Source organism: Pseudophaeobacter sp. TrK17, assembly GCF_042192375.1.
GTDB lineage: Bacteria > Pseudomonadota > Alphaproteobacteria > Rhodobacterales > Rhodobacteraceae > Pseudophaeobacter.
This window is the reverse complement of the sequence record NZ_CP071700.1, coordinates 3,757,988-3,777,939: the sequence shown is the minus strand read 5'-3', so window position 1 is coordinate 3,777,939 and position 19,952 is coordinate 3,757,988. Positions and strand designations below refer to the sequence as shown.

The 19,952-nt window shown below is 59.5% G+C and carries 14 protein-coding genes; 12 read left to right on the top strand and 2 right to left on the bottom strand.

Going from position 1 to position 19,952, the window contains the following annotated elements; translation table 11 throughout:
* Positions 1-126 precede the first annotated feature (126 nt).
* Together JZI28_RS17965 and JZI28_RS17960 are read left to right on the top strand one after the other, a co-directional pair.
* Complete coding sequence (locus tag JZI28_RS17965; RefSeq protein WP_375698479.1) at positions 127-2,040, top strand: flavin-containing monooxygenase; 1,914 nt, start codon at positions 127-129, stop codon at positions 2,038-2,040.
* Between the two features lie 87 nt (positions 2,041-2,127).
* The gene (locus tag JZI28_RS17960; RefSeq protein ID WP_375698478.1) at positions 2,128-2,793 is read left to right on the top strand and encodes a TetR/AcrR family transcriptional regulator; all 666 of its coding nucleotides are present in this window, start codon (positions 2,128-2,130) and stop codon (positions 2,791-2,793) included.
* Positions 2,794-2,878: 85 nt separating this feature from the next.
* Here JZI28_RS17960 and JZI28_RS17955 read toward each other — a convergent pair whose 3' ends face one another.
* A complete protein-coding gene (locus JZI28_RS17955; RefSeq protein ID WP_375698477.1) occupies positions 2,879-4,054 on the bottom strand; it encodes an iron-containing alcohol dehydrogenase in 1,176 nt (391 codons plus the stop codon).
* Between the two features lie 82 nt (positions 4,055-4,136).
* Complete coding sequence (locus JZI28_RS17950; protein WP_375698476.1) at positions 4,137-5,792, bottom strand: AMP-binding protein; 1,656 nt, start codon at positions 5,790-5,792, stop codon at positions 4,137-4,139.
* Between the two features lie 399 nt (positions 5,793-6,191).
* On the opposite strand from JZI28_RS17950, the gene JZI28_RS17945 reads away from it, so the two are divergent.
* The 10 genes from JZI28_RS17945 (at position 6,192) to JZI28_RS17900 (ending at position 19,929) form a co-directional block, all read left to right on the top strand.
* A complete protein-coding gene (locus JZI28_RS17945; protein ID WP_375700119.1) occupies positions 6,192-7,199 on the top strand; it encodes an alpha/beta hydrolase family protein in 1,008 nt (335 codons plus the stop codon).
* A 235-nt stretch (positions 7,200-7,434) separates the two neighbouring features.
* A complete protein-coding gene (locus JZI28_RS17940; protein WP_295448409.1) occupies positions 7,435-8,019 on the top strand; it encodes an ANTAR domain-containing response regulator in 585 nt (194 codons plus the stop codon).
* Positions 8,020-8,021: 2 nt separating this feature from the next.
* Positions 8,022-9,203 (top strand): CmpA/NrtA family ABC transporter substrate-binding protein, encoded by a 1,182-nt coding sequence (locus JZI28_RS17935; protein WP_375698475.1) that lies wholly within the window; start codon positions 8,022-8,024, stop codon positions 9,201-9,203.
* A gap of 278 nt (positions 9,204-9,481) precedes the next feature.
* The gene (locus JZI28_RS17930; protein WP_375698474.1) at positions 9,482-10,795 is read left to right on the top strand and encodes a CmpA/NrtA family ABC transporter substrate-binding protein; all 1,314 of its coding nucleotides are present in this window, start codon (positions 9,482-9,484) and stop codon (positions 10,793-10,795) included.
* 75 nt (positions 10,796-10,870) lie between these two features.
* Entirely contained in the window at positions 10,871-11,944 is a 1,074-nt protein-coding gene (locus JZI28_RS17925) for an ABC transporter permease (protein WP_375698473.1), read from the top strand.
* 5 nt (positions 11,945-11,949) lie between these two features.
* The gene (locus JZI28_RS17920) at positions 11,950-13,626 is read left to right on the top strand and encodes an ABC transporter ATP-binding protein (RefSeq protein ID WP_375698472.1); all 1,677 of its coding nucleotides are present in this window, start codon (positions 11,950-11,952) and stop codon (positions 13,624-13,626) included.
* Between the two features lie 3 nt (positions 13,627-13,629).
* Complete coding sequence (gene nirB, locus JZI28_RS17915) at positions 13,630-16,056, top strand: nitrite reductase large subunit NirB (RefSeq protein WP_375698471.1); 2,427 nt, start codon at positions 13,630-13,632, stop codon at positions 16,054-16,056.
* Complete coding sequence (gene nirD / locus JZI28_RS17910) at positions 16,053-16,388, top strand: nitrite reductase small subunit NirD (RefSeq protein WP_295448428.1); 336 nt, start codon at positions 16,053-16,055, stop codon at positions 16,386-16,388. The genes nirB and nirD overlap by 4 nt, the downstream gene beginning before the upstream one ends.
* Complete coding sequence (locus JZI28_RS17905; protein WP_375698470.1) at positions 16,385-18,976, top strand: molybdopterin-dependent oxidoreductase; 2,592 nt, start codon at positions 16,385-16,387, stop codon at positions 18,974-18,976. The genes nirD and JZI28_RS17905 overlap by 4 nt, the downstream gene beginning before the upstream one ends.
* On the top strand, positions 18,973-19,929 hold the full coding sequence (locus tag JZI28_RS17900) for a glycosyl transferase family protein (RefSeq protein WP_375698469.1): 957 nt from the start codon (positions 18,973-18,975) through the stop codon (positions 19,927-19,929). The genes JZI28_RS17905 and JZI28_RS17900 overlap by 4 nt, the downstream gene beginning before the upstream one ends.
* Positions 19,930-19,952: the final 23 nt, after the last annotated feature.

The following is a 19,952-nucleotide window of genomic DNA, read 5'->3' as shown; positions in this document are numbered from 1 at the left end:
CCTGAGCGCACCGAAAGGCGGTTGCCAGCTCTGCTCAGAGCGTTTAAGTCATTTGCTTGAGTCATTTGACTTCATGGAATAGACAATGATTTCAAGCCCGTCAATCGGGAAGGGAGGAGCATACCAATGACCATTCAGAACAAAGCGCTAAAGACAGGCGTGGACCGCGATCTTTTGCGAGCGGGGATCAGACAGGGCAACATTCCGACGCTGCTTGCGGTTCTCTATCAAATGTCTGGTGATGCCCGTTGGTTACGCCCACCCTACACCCCCGGTCGTGCGCGTGGTCTTGATGACAACGATGACGGTGGACTGCCGCCGGAAATCCAGGACGAGATCCGGGATGCAGCGCAGCAGGCGATTTTTGCCTGGCTGGATGGGGTTCAACTGGCGATCCCGGCCCCCGATCATCAGACGCTGGCGAACATGCTGTCCGTGTCGATGCACGAACCGGTGCCCGATAGCTATGGCGAAGTCATCGCATCCGATTTGGGGCTGAGCGAACATAGGCTCAGCCCACAGGTGACCTGGCCTGCGGGGACACGCGCGCTTGTCATCGGTGCCGGGGTGTCGGGAATATGTGCCGGGGTGAACCTCCAGCAGATGGGGGTTGATTTTGAAATCATCGAAAAGAACGAGGACTTTGGTGGCACCTGGTGGGAAAACCGATACCCCGGCGCCGGGGTGGATACTCCAAACCACATCTATTCCTTCTCCTTTGCGCCAAATGACTGGTCGCGCTACTTTGCTCTTCAGGGTGAGCTGCTGACCTATTTCCAATCCGTCGCGGACCGGTTTGATCTGCGACAGGCAACGCGGTTTGAAACGCGCGTCGATGAGGCCCGCTGGAATGACGAGACCAGAAAATGGCAGGTCACCATGACCGGGCCCGATGGCACGCGTACCGAAACCTGCGATATTCTGATGAGCGCAGTCGGCGTTCTGAACACGCCCCAGATACCGGACATCCCGGGGGCAGAGACTTTTTCGGGCGTCGCGACCCACACGGCTCAATGGCCCGAGGATCTGGATGTTAAGGGCAAGCGTGTCGCTTTGGTGGGCAATGGCGCCTCGGGCATGCAGGTCGCCCCGGCCATTATCGACAAGGTCGAAAAGCTGACGGTTTTTGCCCGCTCCAAGCAATGGGCCGCGCCGTTTCCGCAGTTTCAGAAAAAGGTGCCTGACCCGGTGCGCTATCTCTTGATGACGGTGCCGCTGTATCAGCAGTGGTATCGCATCCGGCAATTCTGGACATTCAACGACCGTATCCATGAATCGCTGCAAAAGGATCCAACCTGGCCCGAACCTGACAAGGCATTGAACGCAACAAATGACCGGCACCGTCAGATCTTTACCGCGTATGTGAAGGCAGAGTTGGGGGACCGTCAGGATCTTCTGCAGGAGATGCTTCCCGATTTCCCGCCCTACGGTAAGCGCATCCTTTTGGACAATGGCTGGTACCGGACCCTGACCAAGCCAAACGCCGAACTGGTGCCCGCGCGTCTGTCGCGTATCGAGGGCAGCACGCTGGTCGCAGCAGACGGCTCCACCTCAGAGGCGGATGTTTTGGTCTATGCCACGGGCTTTAAGGCGGCTGAGATGCAGTCCTCCTATGAGATCATCGGACAGGGCGGCCAGCATCTGAAGGACGCCTGGGAGACGGACAATCCCTCCGCCTATATCGGCTCGATGGTGCCGGGGTTCCCGAACTTTTTCACCATCCTTGGGCCGAATGTCGGGCTGGGACATGGCGGCAGCATGATTAAGGCAATCGAGCTGCAAACCTCGTTCATTTTGTCGATCATCAGCCGGATGTTCGAGCGGAATGCGCAGACCGTCGCGGTGACCGCGCAGGCCCATGAAAGCTACAATGCCCGTATCGACGCGGCACATAACAAAATGGTCTGGACCCATCAGGGCACCGAAAACTGGTATCGCAACAGTCGCGGGCGGGTGGTGGCGATTTCGCCCTGGCGCAACGATTACTTCTGGTCGCTGACCCGGGATGCCGATTCGGAGGCTTTCACATTCGAAACCTGATCCGCAGGTTTGGCCGGAATGGCTTTGACCTTGGGGCATTGTCTGAGCTATCGACGGACCCAATACTGAAAATAGTAGGATGTTCGCATGACCCTGGATACCGCTGATGACGACACCCGCGAACGCATCAAACGCGCGGCGATCCGGTTGTTTGCGCGGCAGGGCATTGACGGCGTGTCGGTGCGGGCGATCCTCACGGCGGCCGACGTCAAGAACTCGGCGGGCATCCATTACTATTTTCGCACCAAGGACGTCCTGATTGGAGAGCTGGTCTCGGATGCTCTGACACGGACGCGGCGCGCCCGCAACGCAGCTCTTGATGCGCTTGAGGCCTCGGGGGCGCCGATTTCCGTCCGCGACGTTGTTAATCTGATCTGCAAGGTGGAAACCATAGAAACCAACGATCCCGAAGCGCGGACCGATTTGCCCATCGGGTTTGGTCATATGCGGTTCATCTCGGTGATGCAGCTGAACCACCGCGACAAGTTCACCCAGGCGGTTGAGGCCGAAGGGGACGACAGTTTTGAGCGCTGCATCGCGCATATCGCCAAGGCCTTGACCGAGGTGCCGCGCGCGGTGCTGAACCAGCGTATCGTCTTTTTCTATCAGTTCGCGCAGGCCTCTTTGTCGGCGCGCGAGGCGGCTTTTGTGCAGACAAAGGATGGCGGCAAGCTGTGGGGTGATCCGAACGCGCTGGAAAATCTAATTGATAGCCTCACGGCAGGCCTGGTTTGCCCTGGCCACCTGGCCTGAGCGGGTTTTGATGGGGCCAAAACAGGAAACGCCGCCCCGGACAGGGCGGCGTTTTTCGTGGCTTGGGTTTGGCGTTGGGCTGGGATCAGCGGGCCAGTTCGAGGATCTGCATCACATCAGAGGGTTCGCTGATCTGGCGCGGATTGGTTTTGCCCCAGATGTCATCCATGGTGTATTCCGCGATCTTTTGCAGCTGTTCGGCTTTCACACCCACCGCCGTCAGGCTGCGCGGCATGCCAAGATCCGCGATGAACTGATCGACCTGCTTGGAGGCTGCGGTGCCGCCCTCGCCAAAGATGGCTCGGATCGGAGCCTGACGGTCGCCATTGATTGTCTCGTTCCATTGCAGAACGAAAGGCGACATCACGCAGGAGGTATAGCCATGCGGCACGTCGCATAGCCCGCCCAGAACGTGGCCGATTGAATGGCTCGCCCCCATTGGGACTCCGGCAATGATCGGCAGCATGGACTGCCAGACGCCAATCTGACACTTCATGCGGGCCTCAAGATCGGCCGGGTCTGCCTTGCTGCGCGGCAGGCCCTCGACCAGAAGACGCAGGGCGCTTTGCGCCAGACCGTCGCAGAAGTCGTTGGACTGGAACGATTGCAGGGTTTCAATGGCGTGATCGACACCCCGAACCCCGGTCGACAGCCAGAGCCATTCGGGAGTGTGCACGGTCAGGGCAGGGTCAAGGATCACCGTGACCGGCGCCATCATCCGTTCCTGATAGCCTTGTTTGTGCTTGGTCTCCGGGTCCGTCGCCCCGGAGAGTGGGTTGAACTCGCCGCCCGACAGGGTTGTTGGCACGCAGATGGTGCGGATATCCTGGCTTTCGAACTGCGGAATCACCATGGCCCCGGCGTCGTCCACCGTGATGTGATAGGCGTCCATGTCTTTGGTGGTGCGCACGTTGTGTTTCAGCATCACCGGCACGATCTTGGCGCAGTCGGTCACCGATCCGCCGCCAACCGACACGATCAGGTCGGCGTCGGCCTTGCGGGCCACCTCGGTCGCTTCCATCACATTGTCGCGCGGCACATGCGGTTCGACACCGGAAAAAGTGGCGGCATGACGCGCCCCCAGTGCGGTTTCGATCTTGGTGATTTCGTCCGTGTTTTCGACCAGCGATTTGCTGGCGATCAATACCACCCGTTCGGCGCCAAGCATTTCTGCCTCGGCCCTGAGAGCATCTGCTGCGGATTCCCCAAAGCGAACCCGTTCTGTTGAGGTCATCCCGACCATACCAGCTGTGAGCGTCATATATTCCTCCCTAATGCAACGCAAAACTATCGTGCCCCGCGCCAATGCTGGTGCAGGGTGCCGTTTTTCGCGCCACAGCCAATCAGGCCGTGGTGCGGAACCTTTCTCCCTTGATGCGTAGCCCCTCGGCCTCCCGGTCCCATGTGTCCGGGGTTTTGCCTTCGGTACGAAGCCTGTGTTTGAGAACCTTGGCGGTTGGGGTCTTGGGCAGGCCGTTGTTCAGGATCCGCACGTAGCGCGGGATCATGAAATAGGCGAGGCGGTCCTTCAGGAATTCAATCAGCCGGGCGGGGTCCAGTTCCCGGCCTTCGACCGGGGCGACACAGATCAGCACATCGTCTTCGCTGTGCTCGCTGGGCACGGCGACTGCTGCGGCCTCGGCCACGTCGGGGTGTGCCAGCACTTCGCTCTCCACCTCGAACGAGGAAATGTTCTCACCGCGGCGCCGGATCGCATCTTTGACCCGGTCAGCAAAAAAGAAGTTGCCGTCCGCGTCCTGAATGAAGGCATCGCCAGTATGGAACCAGCCGTTGCGCCATGCCTCTGCCGTTGCCTCGGGCATTTTGTAGTAGCCGCTGTTCATCGCCCAGGGGCGGTCGGTGCGGATGACCATCTCACCCATTTCGCCCTGCGGCACCTCGCAGTCGTGCTCATCCACCAGGCGCACTTCGACACCATCGCGCGGCTTGCCACAGGTCCCGCGCACCTCTGGGTTTGGGGCCGAAATCAGCGGGGTCGAGACCTCGGTCATGTTGAAGATCGTGAAGACATCAAGCCCGAAGCGGTCGGAGAAACTTTTGGAGTTGGAGGCAAGCGGTACCATCACCACCAGGCGCAATGGGTTGTCTGTGTCGTCGGGGCGGGCGGGCTGTTTTTCCAGAAAACTGGCCATTACCCCAAGCAGGAAAGCGACGGTGCTTTTGGTCCGGCGCACGGAGTCCCAATAGGTGGCCGTGTCGAACCGGTCGACCATCGCAATAGAGGCCCCGCGCGCCAGCATGCAGAACATCGGACCACAGCCGCCGATATGAAACATCGGCGCGTTGATCATGTAACGGTCGTCTTCGGTGACGAAGGTCCAGGTTTCCGGGCCGGCATTTGAATAGAGATGCATATAGGACATCAGCACCCCCTTGGAGGGGCCGGTCGTCCCCGAGGTAAAGACCACCGACATCGGGTCCCAGGGCTCGATGGTGCGCTCCAGCGGCTCCAGCGTCCCACTGTGTGGCAGCAGCGCGTCTTCGTAGGTCTCCACCGGTAGCGGGGCATTATCGACCAGTCCGCCGGTAACGATCAGACGGTCCAGTTTCCCAAGATCGACACCCGACAACCGCTCTACCAGACTGGACTCGATCAGCGCCAAAGAGGCATCCGAAACGGCGATGACATGTTCCAGCAGTCCGCCTTTGTAGGCCGTATTGATCGGCCCGTAGACGGCGCCAAGATAGTTCAGGGCAAAGAATATGCGGATCTGTTCGCGGCAATTCGGCATCCAGACGAGCACGTGATCGCCCTGCTTCACCCCCCGTGACTGCAGCCCCACAGCGGTCTGCAGAATGAGCTCCCGGAAGGTCGCATAGGACCATTCCTCGCCGGTGTCGTCGAATTTCGCAAACACCTTTTCGGGCCGCTCCTCGGCCCACCGGTCGATGAGGTAGCGCGTGACCAGTTTTGATCGTGCGGGCATCCGCGAGTCGCGCGTCTCCAGGGACAGCGGGCTGTCCTTTGTCTTGAACATGATTTCCTCCCTTGCAAACCTGTCCGGTCCGCTTCTCCAAAGGGTGCGGCCCCCTCCAACCAGACCGGACAGCACACCTTCAGCGTTTCGCAGAGTGGATCACCAAAGAGGTGTGTAAGTCAATAGCTTTAATCGTTCGGCTTAAATCAGGAGGGGTGATGGCGTTACGGAGGGAGGAGACCCCAAATCGAGGACGCGGCGCATGCCTTTGAGATGGGCCATTGGGATGGAGACCACAAGGGCCGCAGGCCTCAGCCGTGATGGTGCCTGCAAGCTGAGCAAGTCGTTCGCGAACTTTCACAGGATTTGCAGTGCGATGCCTGGAGCGGTGCTGTGTGAAAACGGCGCAAGAGGGAGAGGCCACGTGGAAACGCTGCCCCTGGCCTCACAGCTTTGACCGTGCAAGCACAAGAGACTGCTCCAGTCGCAGCCCATACATATGAGGCCGGATTAAGCACTCTCGTTGTCCTAGACGAGCGCAGCGACCGGGAGCTCGAAGGGCTGATTTGGTATCCGACCGACTCAGCAGAGCCGACGCAGCCGGATTTCAAGAGCGCGGTTTGGGTCGGCGCCCAGGTCATCCGGGATGCAAAGGCGGCACCGGGCGCCTTTCCGTTGATTGTGCTGTCCCATGGCATGTTCGGCAACGCGCGAAACCAGGCTTGGCTCGCGGCAGAGATGGCCCGCAGAGGCTTTGTTGTCGCCGCAGTTGATCATCCGGGAACATCAACCTGGCAACGCGACCCGGACCAGCGGCGGGCGCTTTGGCGGCGCCCGGGCGACATCACCCGACTGATAGATTTTGCGGTTTTGCCGGGGACATTGCCGGTGCAAGTCGATCCCGATCGCGTCTTTATGGCGGGGCATTCACTTGGTGGTTTTACCGCGCTGGCGCTGGCCGGGGCCCGCTACGACGCAGAGCGCCTTGAACGGTTTTGTGAAACAATGCCAAGCGAGTTGGCCTGCGGTATCTTTGCGGATTGGCAGATTGCACAAACACCCGAAGATCGGGTGCGGATGCAGGCCGATCTGGCGGACAAGCGAATTCGCGCATTTGCGGTCTTTGATCTCGGCGGAACCCAGAGCTTTTCGGACGCAAGCCTGACCAGGATTGACAGGCCCTTGCTGGTATTCGGCGCCCCGATCATGAACTCTGGTTTGACGCTGGATATCGAGTCCCGCGCGCTGATCAAGGCGCTGCCCTCAGGGAGCTTTCGATACATTGAGCCAGCCAGTTTGAGCCATTTTGATTTCTTCAATCTGTGCAAACCAGCTGGCTACGAAATTCTGGCCAAGGAACTGCCAGGAGACGAAGTTATCTGCGAAGATGGCGGCGCCCATCGAGCGGCGATGCATGATCTGATCCTTGATGAGGTGACGGCATTTTTTGCGCAGAGCCTGGACTGATTTTGTCATGAGCCAACGGACACGTCCCGCGAACACAGCCTTTCATCGACGCATTTGGCCATTGATGCGCCCAGGTGGACAGGGCTGCTGGACAGGGCTGCGCACGCTTTCAAAGCGCCTGTTTTTTGCGCGCCCCTGTGACCAACTGCCCACCTGGAAGGCACAGTTCTAAGCCCAGCCCAATACGTCCCTTTGTGGCTGGTCTTTAGGTGGCGATGGTCACTATCCAGCTCATATGCAGACGGATCTAACCATACTTGTGGTCGAGCGGGACAAAACCACAGCGCATGAAATTATTGGCGCTCTCAAGGAGGGCGGCTGGACCGACGTGACCGTCATTTCGTCCCCCACCGCACTTGAACACGCAGTGCAGCAGCACGACCCCGACATCATCTTGATCGACCTCGCCGACCCAGATCGCGATACGCTTGAACACCTCAGCCTTGTCTCCAACGCGCGCAACCGGCCAGTTGCCATGTTTGTGGATCATTCGGATGAAAAAATGACCCAGGCGGCGATCTCGGCCGGGTTAAGTGCCTATGTGGTAAATGGTCTGCAAAAGGACCGTATCAAACCAGTGCTTGAAACGGCAATTGCCCGGTTTCGGATGATTGCAAAAATGCAGACGGAATTGGACGCCGCAAAACAGGCGCTGTCGGATCGCAAGATGATCGAGCGCGCCAAGGGCTTGCTCATCCAAGCGCGCAATATTTCCGAGGAAGAGGCCTATGTGCTGCTGCGAAAAACAGCGATGGGCCAGGGCCGCAAAGTCATTGATGTCGCGACCTCTCTCGTGACGGCAGCGGAGCTTTTGAGATGAAGATGACAGAAGTACGCTGCGGTTATCTTCCGCTTGTGGATTGTGCGCCGCTGGTTGTCGCCAAAGAGCTGAAATTCGCCGCCCAGGAGGGGCTTGATCTCACCTTAGTCAAACAACCCTCGTGGTCGGCTCTGCGGGATATGCTGGCGTTTGGGCAGCTTGATTTTGCGCATATGCTGTCGCCCATGCCGGTTGCAATGTCACTGGGTTTGGGTGGCTTCGCCTGCGATATCGACGTTCTGATGGTGCTGTCCGTCAACGGCACCATAATAGGCGTCTCCGATGCTTTGGATCGCGACATGCAGCAAACAGGATGGACCAACACCTTCGACGATCCTCTGGGCAGCGCAGAAGCGATTTTTTCGGCAAGCTCCAAGCAGCTTCGCATTGGTGTGCCCTTTCCGTTTTCCATGCACCGGATGTTGCTGGAGGCCTGGCTGTCGCAAGCCACTTGCTTCGCAACCGATCGCATAGAGATCGTGACCGTTCCTCCGCCCAAAATGGCCGATGCCGTGCGCGGGGGCACATTGGATATGTTTTGTGTGGGTGAGCCCTGGGGATCTGTCGCAGTGCAGCAAAGCAATGCAACGCTGATCCTGCCCGGCGCTAAGCTCTGGGGGTTCTCGCCGGAAAAGGTGCTGGGGGTGCAACGCAAATGGGCTTCTGAACATCCTGCCCTCTGCCGTGCAATGATCCGGGCCATCTACAAGGCTGCTTGGTGGCTGGACCAACCGGAAAACACGCCACTCGCTGTCGAAATTCTGACGCGAAGCCAGCATTTGGATCTCCCTGATCAGGCAATTGATCCGGCGCTCAGTGGGCGGTTCATCACCAAACATGGACAACGGCCCAAACAGACAGATCAGTTTATGAGTTTTCACAAAGGATCCGCCAATTTCCCATGGCGTCGCCAGGCCCACTGGATCGCGGATGTATTATCGCGCTGGCATCACCTTGATGAAGCCCGGTCACGCCGGATTGCCCAGGCCTGTTTTCGCAGCGACATCTATCGTGAAGCCCTGACACCTTTTGGCGAGGATGTGGCCCAACCTCCTGCACATAGCGAAGGCAAAAACCCGAATGCAACACCTCTCCCATCCACCCAGGAGCAGGTGATTCCAGCCCCGGATCGCTTTTTTAACGGCGCAATTTTCGACTTTGCCGGATCAAATTCGCCCGATTAATAGGCAAATGCTGCATTGCAGAAAAAATCTCGCGCTTCACGAAACCATAGGATGGCAAAATTTGGTCTGAAGCATCAGGATGAATCCCAAGGCAACGATGCCTGTACCGGCTGACAACGTTGCCAGCTAAAAAATTCAAGAGCAAAGCCGCTCGATTGTGCATGCACCTCCTCCCGCATGTATCAGTCGTGCGGTTTTTTGCGTTTTTGACAGGGACCAAAACAATGAACACATTAAAATGGCTACTCGCGTCGACAGCTTTTTGCGCCAGTCCCGTTATGGCTGATATTCTGGATCTCGAAAAAGACGAACTGACGCTTGGGTTTATCAAGCTCACCGATATGGCACCTTTGGCCGTGGCCTATGAAAACGGCTACTTTGAAGATGAAGGCCTGTTTGTCACGCTGGAGGCGCAGGCGAACTGGAAGGTCCTTCTCGACGGGGTGATCGACGGACAGCTGGACGGGGCCCATATGCTGGCAGGCCAACCGCTGGCGGCAACCATCGGATATGGCACCCAAGCCCATATTATCACGCCTTTCTCCATGGATCTCAACGGCAACGGCATCACCGTTTCCAACGAAATTTGGGAGCAAATGAAGCCGCATATTCCGCTGATGGAGGATGGTCGCCCACAGCACCCGATCAGCGCCAGCGCCCTTGCGCCCGTTGTGGAAGACTACAAAGACCAGGGCGTGCCCTTCAAAATGGGCATGGTGTTCCCGGTTTCCACTCATAACTACGAGCTGCGTTACTGGCTCGCTGCTGGTGGCTTGGAGCCCGGCTTCTACTCTCCCGAAGACGTCAGCGGCCAGATTGGCGCTGATGTTTTCCTCAGCGTCACCCCGCCACCGCAGATGCCGTCCACCATGGAAGCCGGCACCATCTTTGGCTACTGCGTTGGTGAACCCTGGAACCAGCAGGCCGTGTTCAAGGGGATCGGTGTGCCCGTGATCACCGATTATGAGCTGTGGAAGAACAACCCCGAAAAGGTCTTTGGCATCTCGGCGGAGTTCGCCGCAGAAAACCCCAATACCACCATCGCCCTGACCAAGGCCCTGATCCGCGCCGCGATCTGGCTGGACGCAGACAATAACGCCAACCGCCCCGCAGCGGTCGATATTCTGTCGCGGTCCGAATATGTGGGCGCAGACGCAGCCGTTATCGCCAATTCGATGACGGGCACCTTTGAATATGAAGAAGGCGACATCCGCGAGGTCCCCGATTTCAACGTCTTCTTCCGCTACAACGCCACCTACCCCTTCTATTCCGATGCAATCTGGTACCTGAGCCAGATGCGCCGCTGGGGTCAGATCGCCGAAGCAAAGACCGATGAGTGGTTCTTTGACACCGCTAAATCTGTCTACCGCCCCGACATCTATCTCCAGGCAGCCCGCATGCTGGTGGATGAAGACCTGGCCAATGAGACTGATTTCCCCTGGGACAGCGATGGCTTCAAAGCACCAACCCCGGCAGCAGATATCATCGACGGCATTGCCTACGACGGGCGTACGCCCAATGCCTATCTCGAAAGCCTGCCGATCGGGCTCAAAGGCAGCCAGACAGTCTCAGGATCCGAAATCCTGGATTAACACCACAGCCCGCCGCATCACGCGCTGCGGCGGGCCTCTCTTTTGCACATTCCTCCAGATCATAGGCCCCCTGTTATGACCGCCATTGACCCAGATACACTCGCCGCAGAAGCCCGCCGAGCCCGCCTTTTTACGCGGATCAACAAGGCAGACGCCTGGTTCCAAGTGCTGGGGCTCGCCTGGCTGACACCGGTTCTGAAAGCCGCCGCCGGGGACAACCCGCGGGCGCAGATCACCGAGATCTGGCGCCTGCTGGGGGTTCCGCTGCTCGCCATTGCCATCTTTATCGGCGCCTGGGCTACCATGGCCCCTAAGGTGCAAACCTCGCTGGGCGCCATTCCCGGCCCGGCACAGGTCTGGGAACAGGTCGGCAACCTACATGCGGATGCCCAGCGCGAAGGCGAAAAGGCCGAGGCCTTTTATGACCGTCAGGATGCCCGCAACGCCAAACTGATCGCCGCGGGGAAATCCGACAAGGTGCGCCAGCGCAGCTATACCGGCAAACCCACCTATTACCAGCAGATCTGGACCTCGATCAAAACCGTGTTCTTTGGCTTTCTGATCGGGTCGGCCATCGCCATTCCACTGGGAATCATGGCCGGGCTGTCGCCCACCGCCAATGCCGCCATCAACCCCATCATTCAGATCTTTAAACCGGTCAGCCCGCTGGCCTGGCTGCCAATTGTCACCATGGTGGTCTCTGCCGTCTACGCCACCAATGACGGTATGTTTTCAAAATCCTTCCTGGTTTCGGCGATCACCGTGACGCTCTGTTCGCTCTGGCCCACCCTGATCAACACAGCGCTTGGGGTGGCCTCCATCGACAAGGACCTGATCAGCGTCTCCAAAGTGCTGAAGATGAGCACCTATGCCAAGATCACCAAGCTGGTACTGCCCTCGGCGCTGCCGCTGATCTTCACCGGGCTGCGCCTGTCTTTGGGCGTGGGTTGGATGGTGCTGATCGCCGCCGAAATGTTGGCGCAGAACCCTGGCCTTGGCAAATTTGTCTGGGATGAATTCCAGAACGGTTCGTCACAGTCGCTGGCCAAGATCATGGTCGCTGTCTTTACCATCGGCATCATCGGCTTCCTGCTCGATCGCGTCATGTTCGCGCTGCAGTCCATGTTCACCTTTACAGAAAACCGGTGAGATCCATGAGTATTCTCAAGTTCGAAAACGTTTCCAAAGGCTTTGGCCAAGGAACCGATCGCGTCGAAGTGTTGAAAGACATCAACCTCGACGTCAGTGAGGGCGAGTTTGTCGCCATCCTCGGGTTTTCCGGCACCGGGAAATCCACCCTGATGAACCTGGTTGCAGGTCTGGAGATGCCCGATAACGGCCGCGTCACCTTCAAAGGCGCGCCCATCACCGCCCCCGGTCCCGAACGCGGGCTGGTGTTCCAAAGCTACTCGCTGATGCCCTGGCTCACGGTGGGTGGCAATATCGGCCTGGCGGTGGATGCGGTCTTCCCCAAGCTGTCGGCCTCTGAACGTCAGGCCAAGATCGACCACTATGTCGCCATGGTTGGCCTGTCCCATGCCATCGCCCGCCGCCCGGCCGAGCTGTCCGGCGGCATGCGCCAACGGGTTTCGGTGGCCCGCGCCCTGGCAATGAACCCGGAAATGTTGCTGCTGGATGAGCCGTTAAGTGCGCTGGACGCGCTGACCCGCGCCAATCTGGCGGATGAGATCCTGGAGATCTGGGAGCAGGAGAAAAAAACCTGCATCCTGATCACCAATGACGTGGACGAGGCCATCCTACTGGCCGACCGGATCATTCCGCTGAACCCGGATGGCACCCTGGCCGATCCGGTCACCGTCAACATCCCGCGCCCCCGTGATCGCGGCGCAATGAATGACGATGCAACTTTCAAGGCGCTGCGCGCCAAGGTCACAAAATACCTGATGGATGTGGGCATCGCCGCAAAGATTGAAGAAACCCGGCAACTGCCAGATGCCACCCCCATCCATGGTGTTCCCGTGGCCCTGTCCAAAGCGCAACAAACCATGCTGGAAGAGCGCTATCTGGTCTTCTCCCAACTGAACAAAGTCTACCCAACCCCCAAGGGGCCGCTGACTGTGGTGGAGGATTTTGACCTCAAGGTGAAGAAGGGCGAATTCATCAGTCTGATCGGCCATTCGGGCTGCGGTAAATCCACGGTTTTGACCATGGCGGCGGGGCTTAACCCGATCTCTAAGGGCGGCATCCGGCTGGACGGAAAACACATCGAAGGCGCCAATCCAGAACGCGCGGTGGTGTTTCAATCGCCCAACCTGTTTCCTTGGTTATCTGCCAAAGAAAACGTCTCTATTGGTGTAGATAGGGTCTATCCCAGTGCTAGCCAGGCGGAGCGCCAGGATGTGGTGGAATACTATCTCGAACGGGTTGGTCTGGCTGACAGCATGGACAAACAGGCCTCAGGCCTGTCCAACGGCATGCGCCAGCGGGTTGGCATCGCACGGGCCTTTGCCCTGTCCCCCAAACTGCTGCTGCTGGATGAACCCTTTGGCATGCTCGACAGCCTGACCCGCTGGGAGCTGCAAGAGGTGCTGATGGAGGTCTGGTCGCGGACCAAAGTAACCGCGATCTGCGTCACCCATGATGTGGATGAGGCAATTCTGCTGGCCGACCGGGTGGTGATGATGACCAATGGACCCCAGGCCACGATCGGCAAGATCACCGATGTGAAACTGCCGCGCCCGCGCACCCGTAAGGCGCTGCTGGAACATCCTGATTACTACAGCTACCGGGCCGAGGTTCTCGACTTTTTGGAAGAATACGAGCACGGCGCCAAACCCAAACCGAAACCCACACATATTGCGGCGGAGTAAGACATGACACAGAAACTTGTTGTTATCGGTGCGGGCATGGCATCTGGCCGCGTGTTGGAACATCTTTTCGATGCAGAGGCTGATTTTGAGGTCACCCTGTTCAACGCCGAAGAGCGCGGCAACTACAATCGCATCATGCTGTCGCCAGTGCTGTCGGGTGAAAAATCCTACGAGGATATCGTCACCCATGACACGGACTGGTACGCGGCCAACGCTGTGACCTGCCACTTTGGCACCCATGTCACTGCCATCGACCGCGCCGCAAAAACCGTGACCAGCAGCAAGGGCACGACCTCCTATGACAAGCTGCTGATCGCCACCGGCTCGGCGCCCTTTATCATTCCGGTGCAGGGCAAGGATCTGCCCGGCGTCATCACCTACCGCGATCTGGATGATACCAATGCCATGATCGAAGCCTCAAAATCAGGCGGCAAGGCCGTGGTCATCGGTGGCGGGCTGCTGGGGCTAGAGGCCGCAGCCGGTCTGGCCGAGCGCGGCATGGATGTGACCGTGTTGCACCTGATGGGCCACCTGATGGAGCGCCAGCTGGATGAGGCCGCAGGGTTTCTGCTGCGCCGAGATCTGGAAAAACGCGGTATCACGGTGAAATGCCGTGCCTCCACCACCGCGATCCTGGGCACCGACAAAGTCGAAGCTGTGCTGCTGGAAGGGGATGAGAGACTAGAGGCTGATCTGGTGGTCATGGCCGTGGGCATCCGCCCCGAGACCCGTCTGGCCAACAACGCCGGGCTGGAGGTCGCGCGCGGTATCGAGGTGGGCGCCCAGCTGCAGACCTCGGACCCGGATATTTTTGCGGTTGGCGAATGTGTTGAATTTGACGGCCAGCTTTTTGGTCTGGTGGCGCCGCTGTATGATCAGGCCAAGGTTCTGGCCAATAGCCTGATGGATGAACCCGCCGTTTTCACCCCCAAGGAACTGTCGACCAAGCTGAAAGTCACCGGCTGCGATCTGTTCAGCGCCGGCGATTTTGCCGAAGGTGAGGGCCGCGAAGACATCGTTTTCCGTGATCCCGCCCGGGGCGTCTACCGCCGTCTGGTGATCGAAGACGACTGCATCATCGGCGCGGTGATGTATGGTGACACCGCAGATGACAACTGGTTCTTTGGCCTGATCCGCGACAAGACCGATATCTCGGATATGCGCGACACGGTGATCTTTGGCCCCGCCTATCAGGGAGGCGCCCCCTCGGACCCGCTCTCAGCCGTTGCAGCCTTACCGCGTGACGCGGAAATCTGTGGCTGCAACGGCATTTGCAAAGGTCAGATCGAAGATGCCATAGCCGCCGGGGCCACAGATATCGCAGCCCTGCGCAGCCAGACCAAGGCCTCGGCCTCTTGCGGGACCTGCACCGGGCTGGTGGAGCAGGTCCTTGCGGTCACTCTGGGGGATGATTTTGTCCTGCCAACGGCGCAGCCCGTCTGTGGCTGCACAGATATGACCCACGAAGATCTGCGGCGCATGATCAAAGCCCAGGAGTTGAAATCCCTGCCTGCGGTTTGGCAGGCCTGCAATTGGAAAACCCCCTGCGGCTGCCATACCTGCCGCCCAGCGCTGAACTTTTATCTGCTGGCCGACTGGCCGCTGGACTACGAGGACGATCCCCAATCGCGGTTTGTCAACGAACGCAAACACGCCAATATCCAGAAAGACGGCACCTTTAGCGTGGTGCCGCGCATGTGGGGCGGGATCACCACCCCGAATGAGCTGCGTGCCATTGCCGATGCGGCAGATAAATACGCGGTGCCCACGGTCAAGGTCACCGGCGGGCAGCGCATTGATCTCTTGGGGGTCAAAAACGAAGACCTGCCCGCGATCTGGGATGATCTGAACCAGGCGGGAATGGTCTCGGGCCATGCCTATTCCAAGGGGCTACGCACGGTGAAAACCTGCGTTGGCACTGATCATTGCCGCTTTGGCACCCAGGACAGCACTGGCCTGGGCATCCAGCTGGAAAAGGCGCTTTGGGGCTCCTGGACGCCGCATAAACTGAAACTCGGTGTCTCTGGTTGCCCGCGCAACTGCGCCGAGGCCACCTGCAAGGACATTGGCATTGTCTGCGTCGACAGTGGCTATCAGATCAGCATCGGCGGCGCCGCGGGCATGGATGTGCGCGAAACATCACTGCTCTGTCAGGTGGCAACCGAAGAAGAGGTCATGGATGTGGTCAAGGCCGTCACGCAGAGCTACCGCGAAAATGCCAAATATCTGGATCGCATCTACAAGTGGATGGACAAAGTGGGTCTTGAGTGGATCCAGGCGCAGATCGGTGACCTGGCCACCCGCGCGGCGCTGGTGGCCAGGTTCGACCTGTCCCAAACCATCTACCGCAAGGATCCCTGGGCTCAGCATGTGGCCAAGCCAGCCCCCTACGAGCCCCTCGCCACTCTCACCCTGGAGGCCGCCGAATGAGCAACTGGATTGATATCGCCGCCCTTGAGGCCGTGCCCCAGCGCGGCGCCCGGCTGATCAAAACCCGACATGGCTGCGTCGCAGTGTTTCGCACCGCCGTGGATGAGGTCTTTGCGCTCGACAATGCCTGCCCCCACAAAAACGGCCCGCTGGCCGATGGCATCGTGCACGGTAAGGCGGTGACCTGCCCGCTGCACAACTGGGTTATTTCCCTGGAAACAGGGCAAGCTCAGGGAGCGGATGAGGGTAAGGTTGCAACCTACCCGGCCAAGGTCAGTGAGGGCCGCATCCTGCTGGACGCCGATTTCCTGCAACAAAGAGCCGTCGCATGAGCGCGCCCCAGACCTTGACACGCACCACCTGTCCCTATTGCGGCGTCGGCTGTGGTCTGCTGGCGGGCGCAGATGGTTCCATCAAGGGCGATCCTGACCATCCCGCCAACTACGGCCGGCTGTGCTCCAAAGGGGCGGCCCTGGGGCAGACCATTGATCTAGCGGGGCGCCTGTTGGCACCGCAGATCAACGGCCAGGAGGCCAGTTGGGATCAGACGCTCGGTTTAATGGCAGAGACGTTCAGTACTGCCATTCGTGACCACGGACCGGATAGCGTCGCCTTTTACATCTCGGGGCAGCTGCTGACGGAAGACTACTATGTCGCCAACAAACTGATGAAGGGCTTTATCGGTTCCGCCAATATCGACACCAATTCGCGGCTCTGCATGGCCTCCTCTGTGGCCGGGCACAAACGCGCCTTTGGCAGCGACACCGTGCCCGGCACCTATGCCGATCTGGAAGAGGCCGATCTGATCGTGCTGGTGGGATCAAACCTGGCCTGGTGCCATCCGGTGCTGCACCAGCGCATTGCCGCAGCCAAAACCAAAAATCCGAACATGAAGGTGGTCAACATCGACCCGCGTAAAACCGCGACCACGGATCTGGCGGATCACCACCTGCGGATTGTCCCAGATGGCGATACGGCGCTGTTTAACGGATTGCTAGCGCATCTGGCCGACACTGGGCAGCTTGATGATGATTACCTGAAAAAGCACGTCACCGGTCGCCGCCCCGCGATCACCCAGGCACGTCTGGGGGATCCACTGGAAAGCGGGCTCACCGAGGCAGAACTGGCGCAGTTCTACCAGCTTTGGGCCGGTACAGAAAAGGTGGTGACGGTCTATTCCCAGGGCGTCAATCAATCCAAATGCGGCACCGACAAAGTCAACGCGATTCTAAATTGCCACCTTGCCACCGGACGCATCGGCAAGCCGGGCTGCGGCCCGTTTTCGGTGACTGGCCAGCCCAATGCCATGGGCGGGCGCGAGGTTGGCGGATTGTCCAATATGCTGGCCAATCATCTGGATATCGAAAACCCCAATCACCGCGCCAGCGTTCAGGGTTTCTGGCACAGCCCGACCATCTGCACCCAGCCGGGCCTAAAGGCCGTTGATCTGTTTCAGGCCTGCGCCGATGGCAAGATCAAGGCGCTTTGGGTGATGTCGACGAACCCGGCGGTAAGCCTGCCGGATGCCGATGGCGTGGCCGCTGCGATTGCCAAGGTGCCCTTTGTGGCGGTGTCTGACATCATGGCGCGCACAGATACTGGTGATTTGGCCGATGTGCTGCTGCCTGCCACGGGGTGGGGCGAAAAGGACGGCACCGTCACCAATTCCGAACGCCGGATCTCGCGCCAGCGCGCCTTTCTCCCGGCCCCCGGCGCCAGCCGCCCGGATTGGAAAATCATCTGCGATCTTGCCGCCCGCATGGGCTGGGCAGAGTCTTTTGATTTTTCCTCCCCGGCAGAGGTTTTTGCCGAATATGTCGCCCTGTCCGGTGCAACTCAGGATTTTCACCGCGACCTGGATCTCAGCATTTTTGCCGATATGGACTACGCCAAGCTGCTGCCAACCCAATGGCCGCAGAACGGGACACGATTTTTCGCCGATGGCGGCTTTTTTCATGGCAACGGCAAGGCCCGGATGCTTCCGGTCACTGCCCCCGCGCCCATCCAGCGCGACGCATTTACGCTCAATACCGGACGCAACCGGGATCAGTGGCACACCATGAGCCGCAGCGGCAAAGCCCCGCGCCTGGGCGCGCATCTGGCGGAACCCTATGTGGAAATTCACCCGGTGGACGCAACATCCCTGGGCCTGTCGGCTGGTGATCTCCTTGCCCTGCGTAACCGATACGGCCAGGCGGTTCTGCGCGCCCTGATCACCGATCGCAGCGCCCCAGGCCAGTTGTTTGCCCCCATGCACTGGACCCGCCAGCAAAGCACCTCTGGCTGTATCAATACCCTGACCGCACCGGTGGTTGACCCGGTCTCTGGGCAGCCCGCCTCCAAATGCATCCCGGTTGCCGCCCAAAAGTTCAATGCCGCCTGGTTTGGCTTTGCCGCCGCGCTGTCCCCGTTGCGAGCCGCTGGAGCCTATGGCGCTGTCGCCCGTTCGCTGACGGGCTGGCAGGGCGAATACGCCGGAACCGAAACGCCAGAGAACTGGCAAGAGTTTGCAGCTGACCTGCTGGGGCTGGACAACTGCCAGATCACCGAACTGACCGATCTAAACCAACGCCTGACCCGGCTTGCCTTTTATCAGGGCGACAGGCTTGTTGGTCTGTTCTTTGCCAGTCCAGAACCGGTCTCACTGGCGCGCAGCTTTGCAGTCTCGCTGATTGGAACCACCACCCCGCCGCTACAGGCGCTGGCGGGCCGCAGTGGCGCAGATCAACCCGACCCTGGCGCCACCGTCTGCGCCTGTCTCAATGTCGGGATCAATACGTTGCGTACCGCTATCACCGCTGGTGCCACCACTATAGAAGGCCTGGGCGAGGCCACCTGTGCCGGGACAAGTTGCGGCTCCTGCAAGCCAGAGCTCGCCAGTCTTATCTCGCAGCATCACATAGGGATGGCGGCGGAATGACACTCGCGCCTTTTGTCCGCATTGTTGCGCAAGGCAAGGGCCGTGCCCGCCCGCTGACCCAAGGCGAAGCACGGCAAGCCATGACCCTGATGCTGGCAGGTGACGCCGTCCCAGAGGCGCTGGGAGCCCTGTTGATGGTGCTGCGGATGCGCGGGGAGACCGATGCAGAAATTGCCGGCTTTACCGCCGCCTTGCGCGCTGCCACGCCAGCTGCCCCCAGCGCCATTGGCGACAGGGTTGACCTTGATTGGCCCTGCTACGCAGCGGGGCGTACACGCGGCGCTCCGCTGTTTGCACTGGCTGCCAAACTGGTCGCACAGGCAGGTTACAGGGTCGCTCTGCATGGCTGGAATTCCCATCAGGGTACTGCCGCTGATCTGCGCGGCGCGCTCCAGGCAGCCGATCTCATCGGCAACGGCTTGTCCTACAGCCCATTGGAAACTCTCAACCCCATGGCCTTTAGGCTGTTAAAACTGCGCGAAACTCTGGGGCTCAGGAGCTGTATCAACACGGTGCTGCGCATGTGGAACCCGCATGGGGCGCGGGCCTCGGTGCAGGGGGTTTTTCATCCCTCATATCGCGGCCTGCAATCGCGCGCAGCCGCTTTGCTGGGGGATCGAAACCTCACTGTGATCAAAGGTGGCGGCGGTGAGTTTGAACGCCATCCGGCGAAGGACACCGCCATCTTTGGCCTGCAAAACGGCACAGAGATCAACACCCAGGCCTCTGCGCTCTTGTCGGACACACGGCGCCTGCATGAGCCCGATCACCCCATCGAGATTGCAGCGCTCTGGCGCGGCGCCCAGGACGATCCATTTGCCAGCGCCACAGTGATCGGCACCGCAGCTTTGGCGCTTTGGACCGTTCAGGCTGAACGCTCGATCACGCATTGCACGGCCCTGGCAACCGAGCTTTGGGACAATCGCCATAACCAGGACCGGAGAACCCAATGAAGACCTTCCCCCTTTTGCAGCCC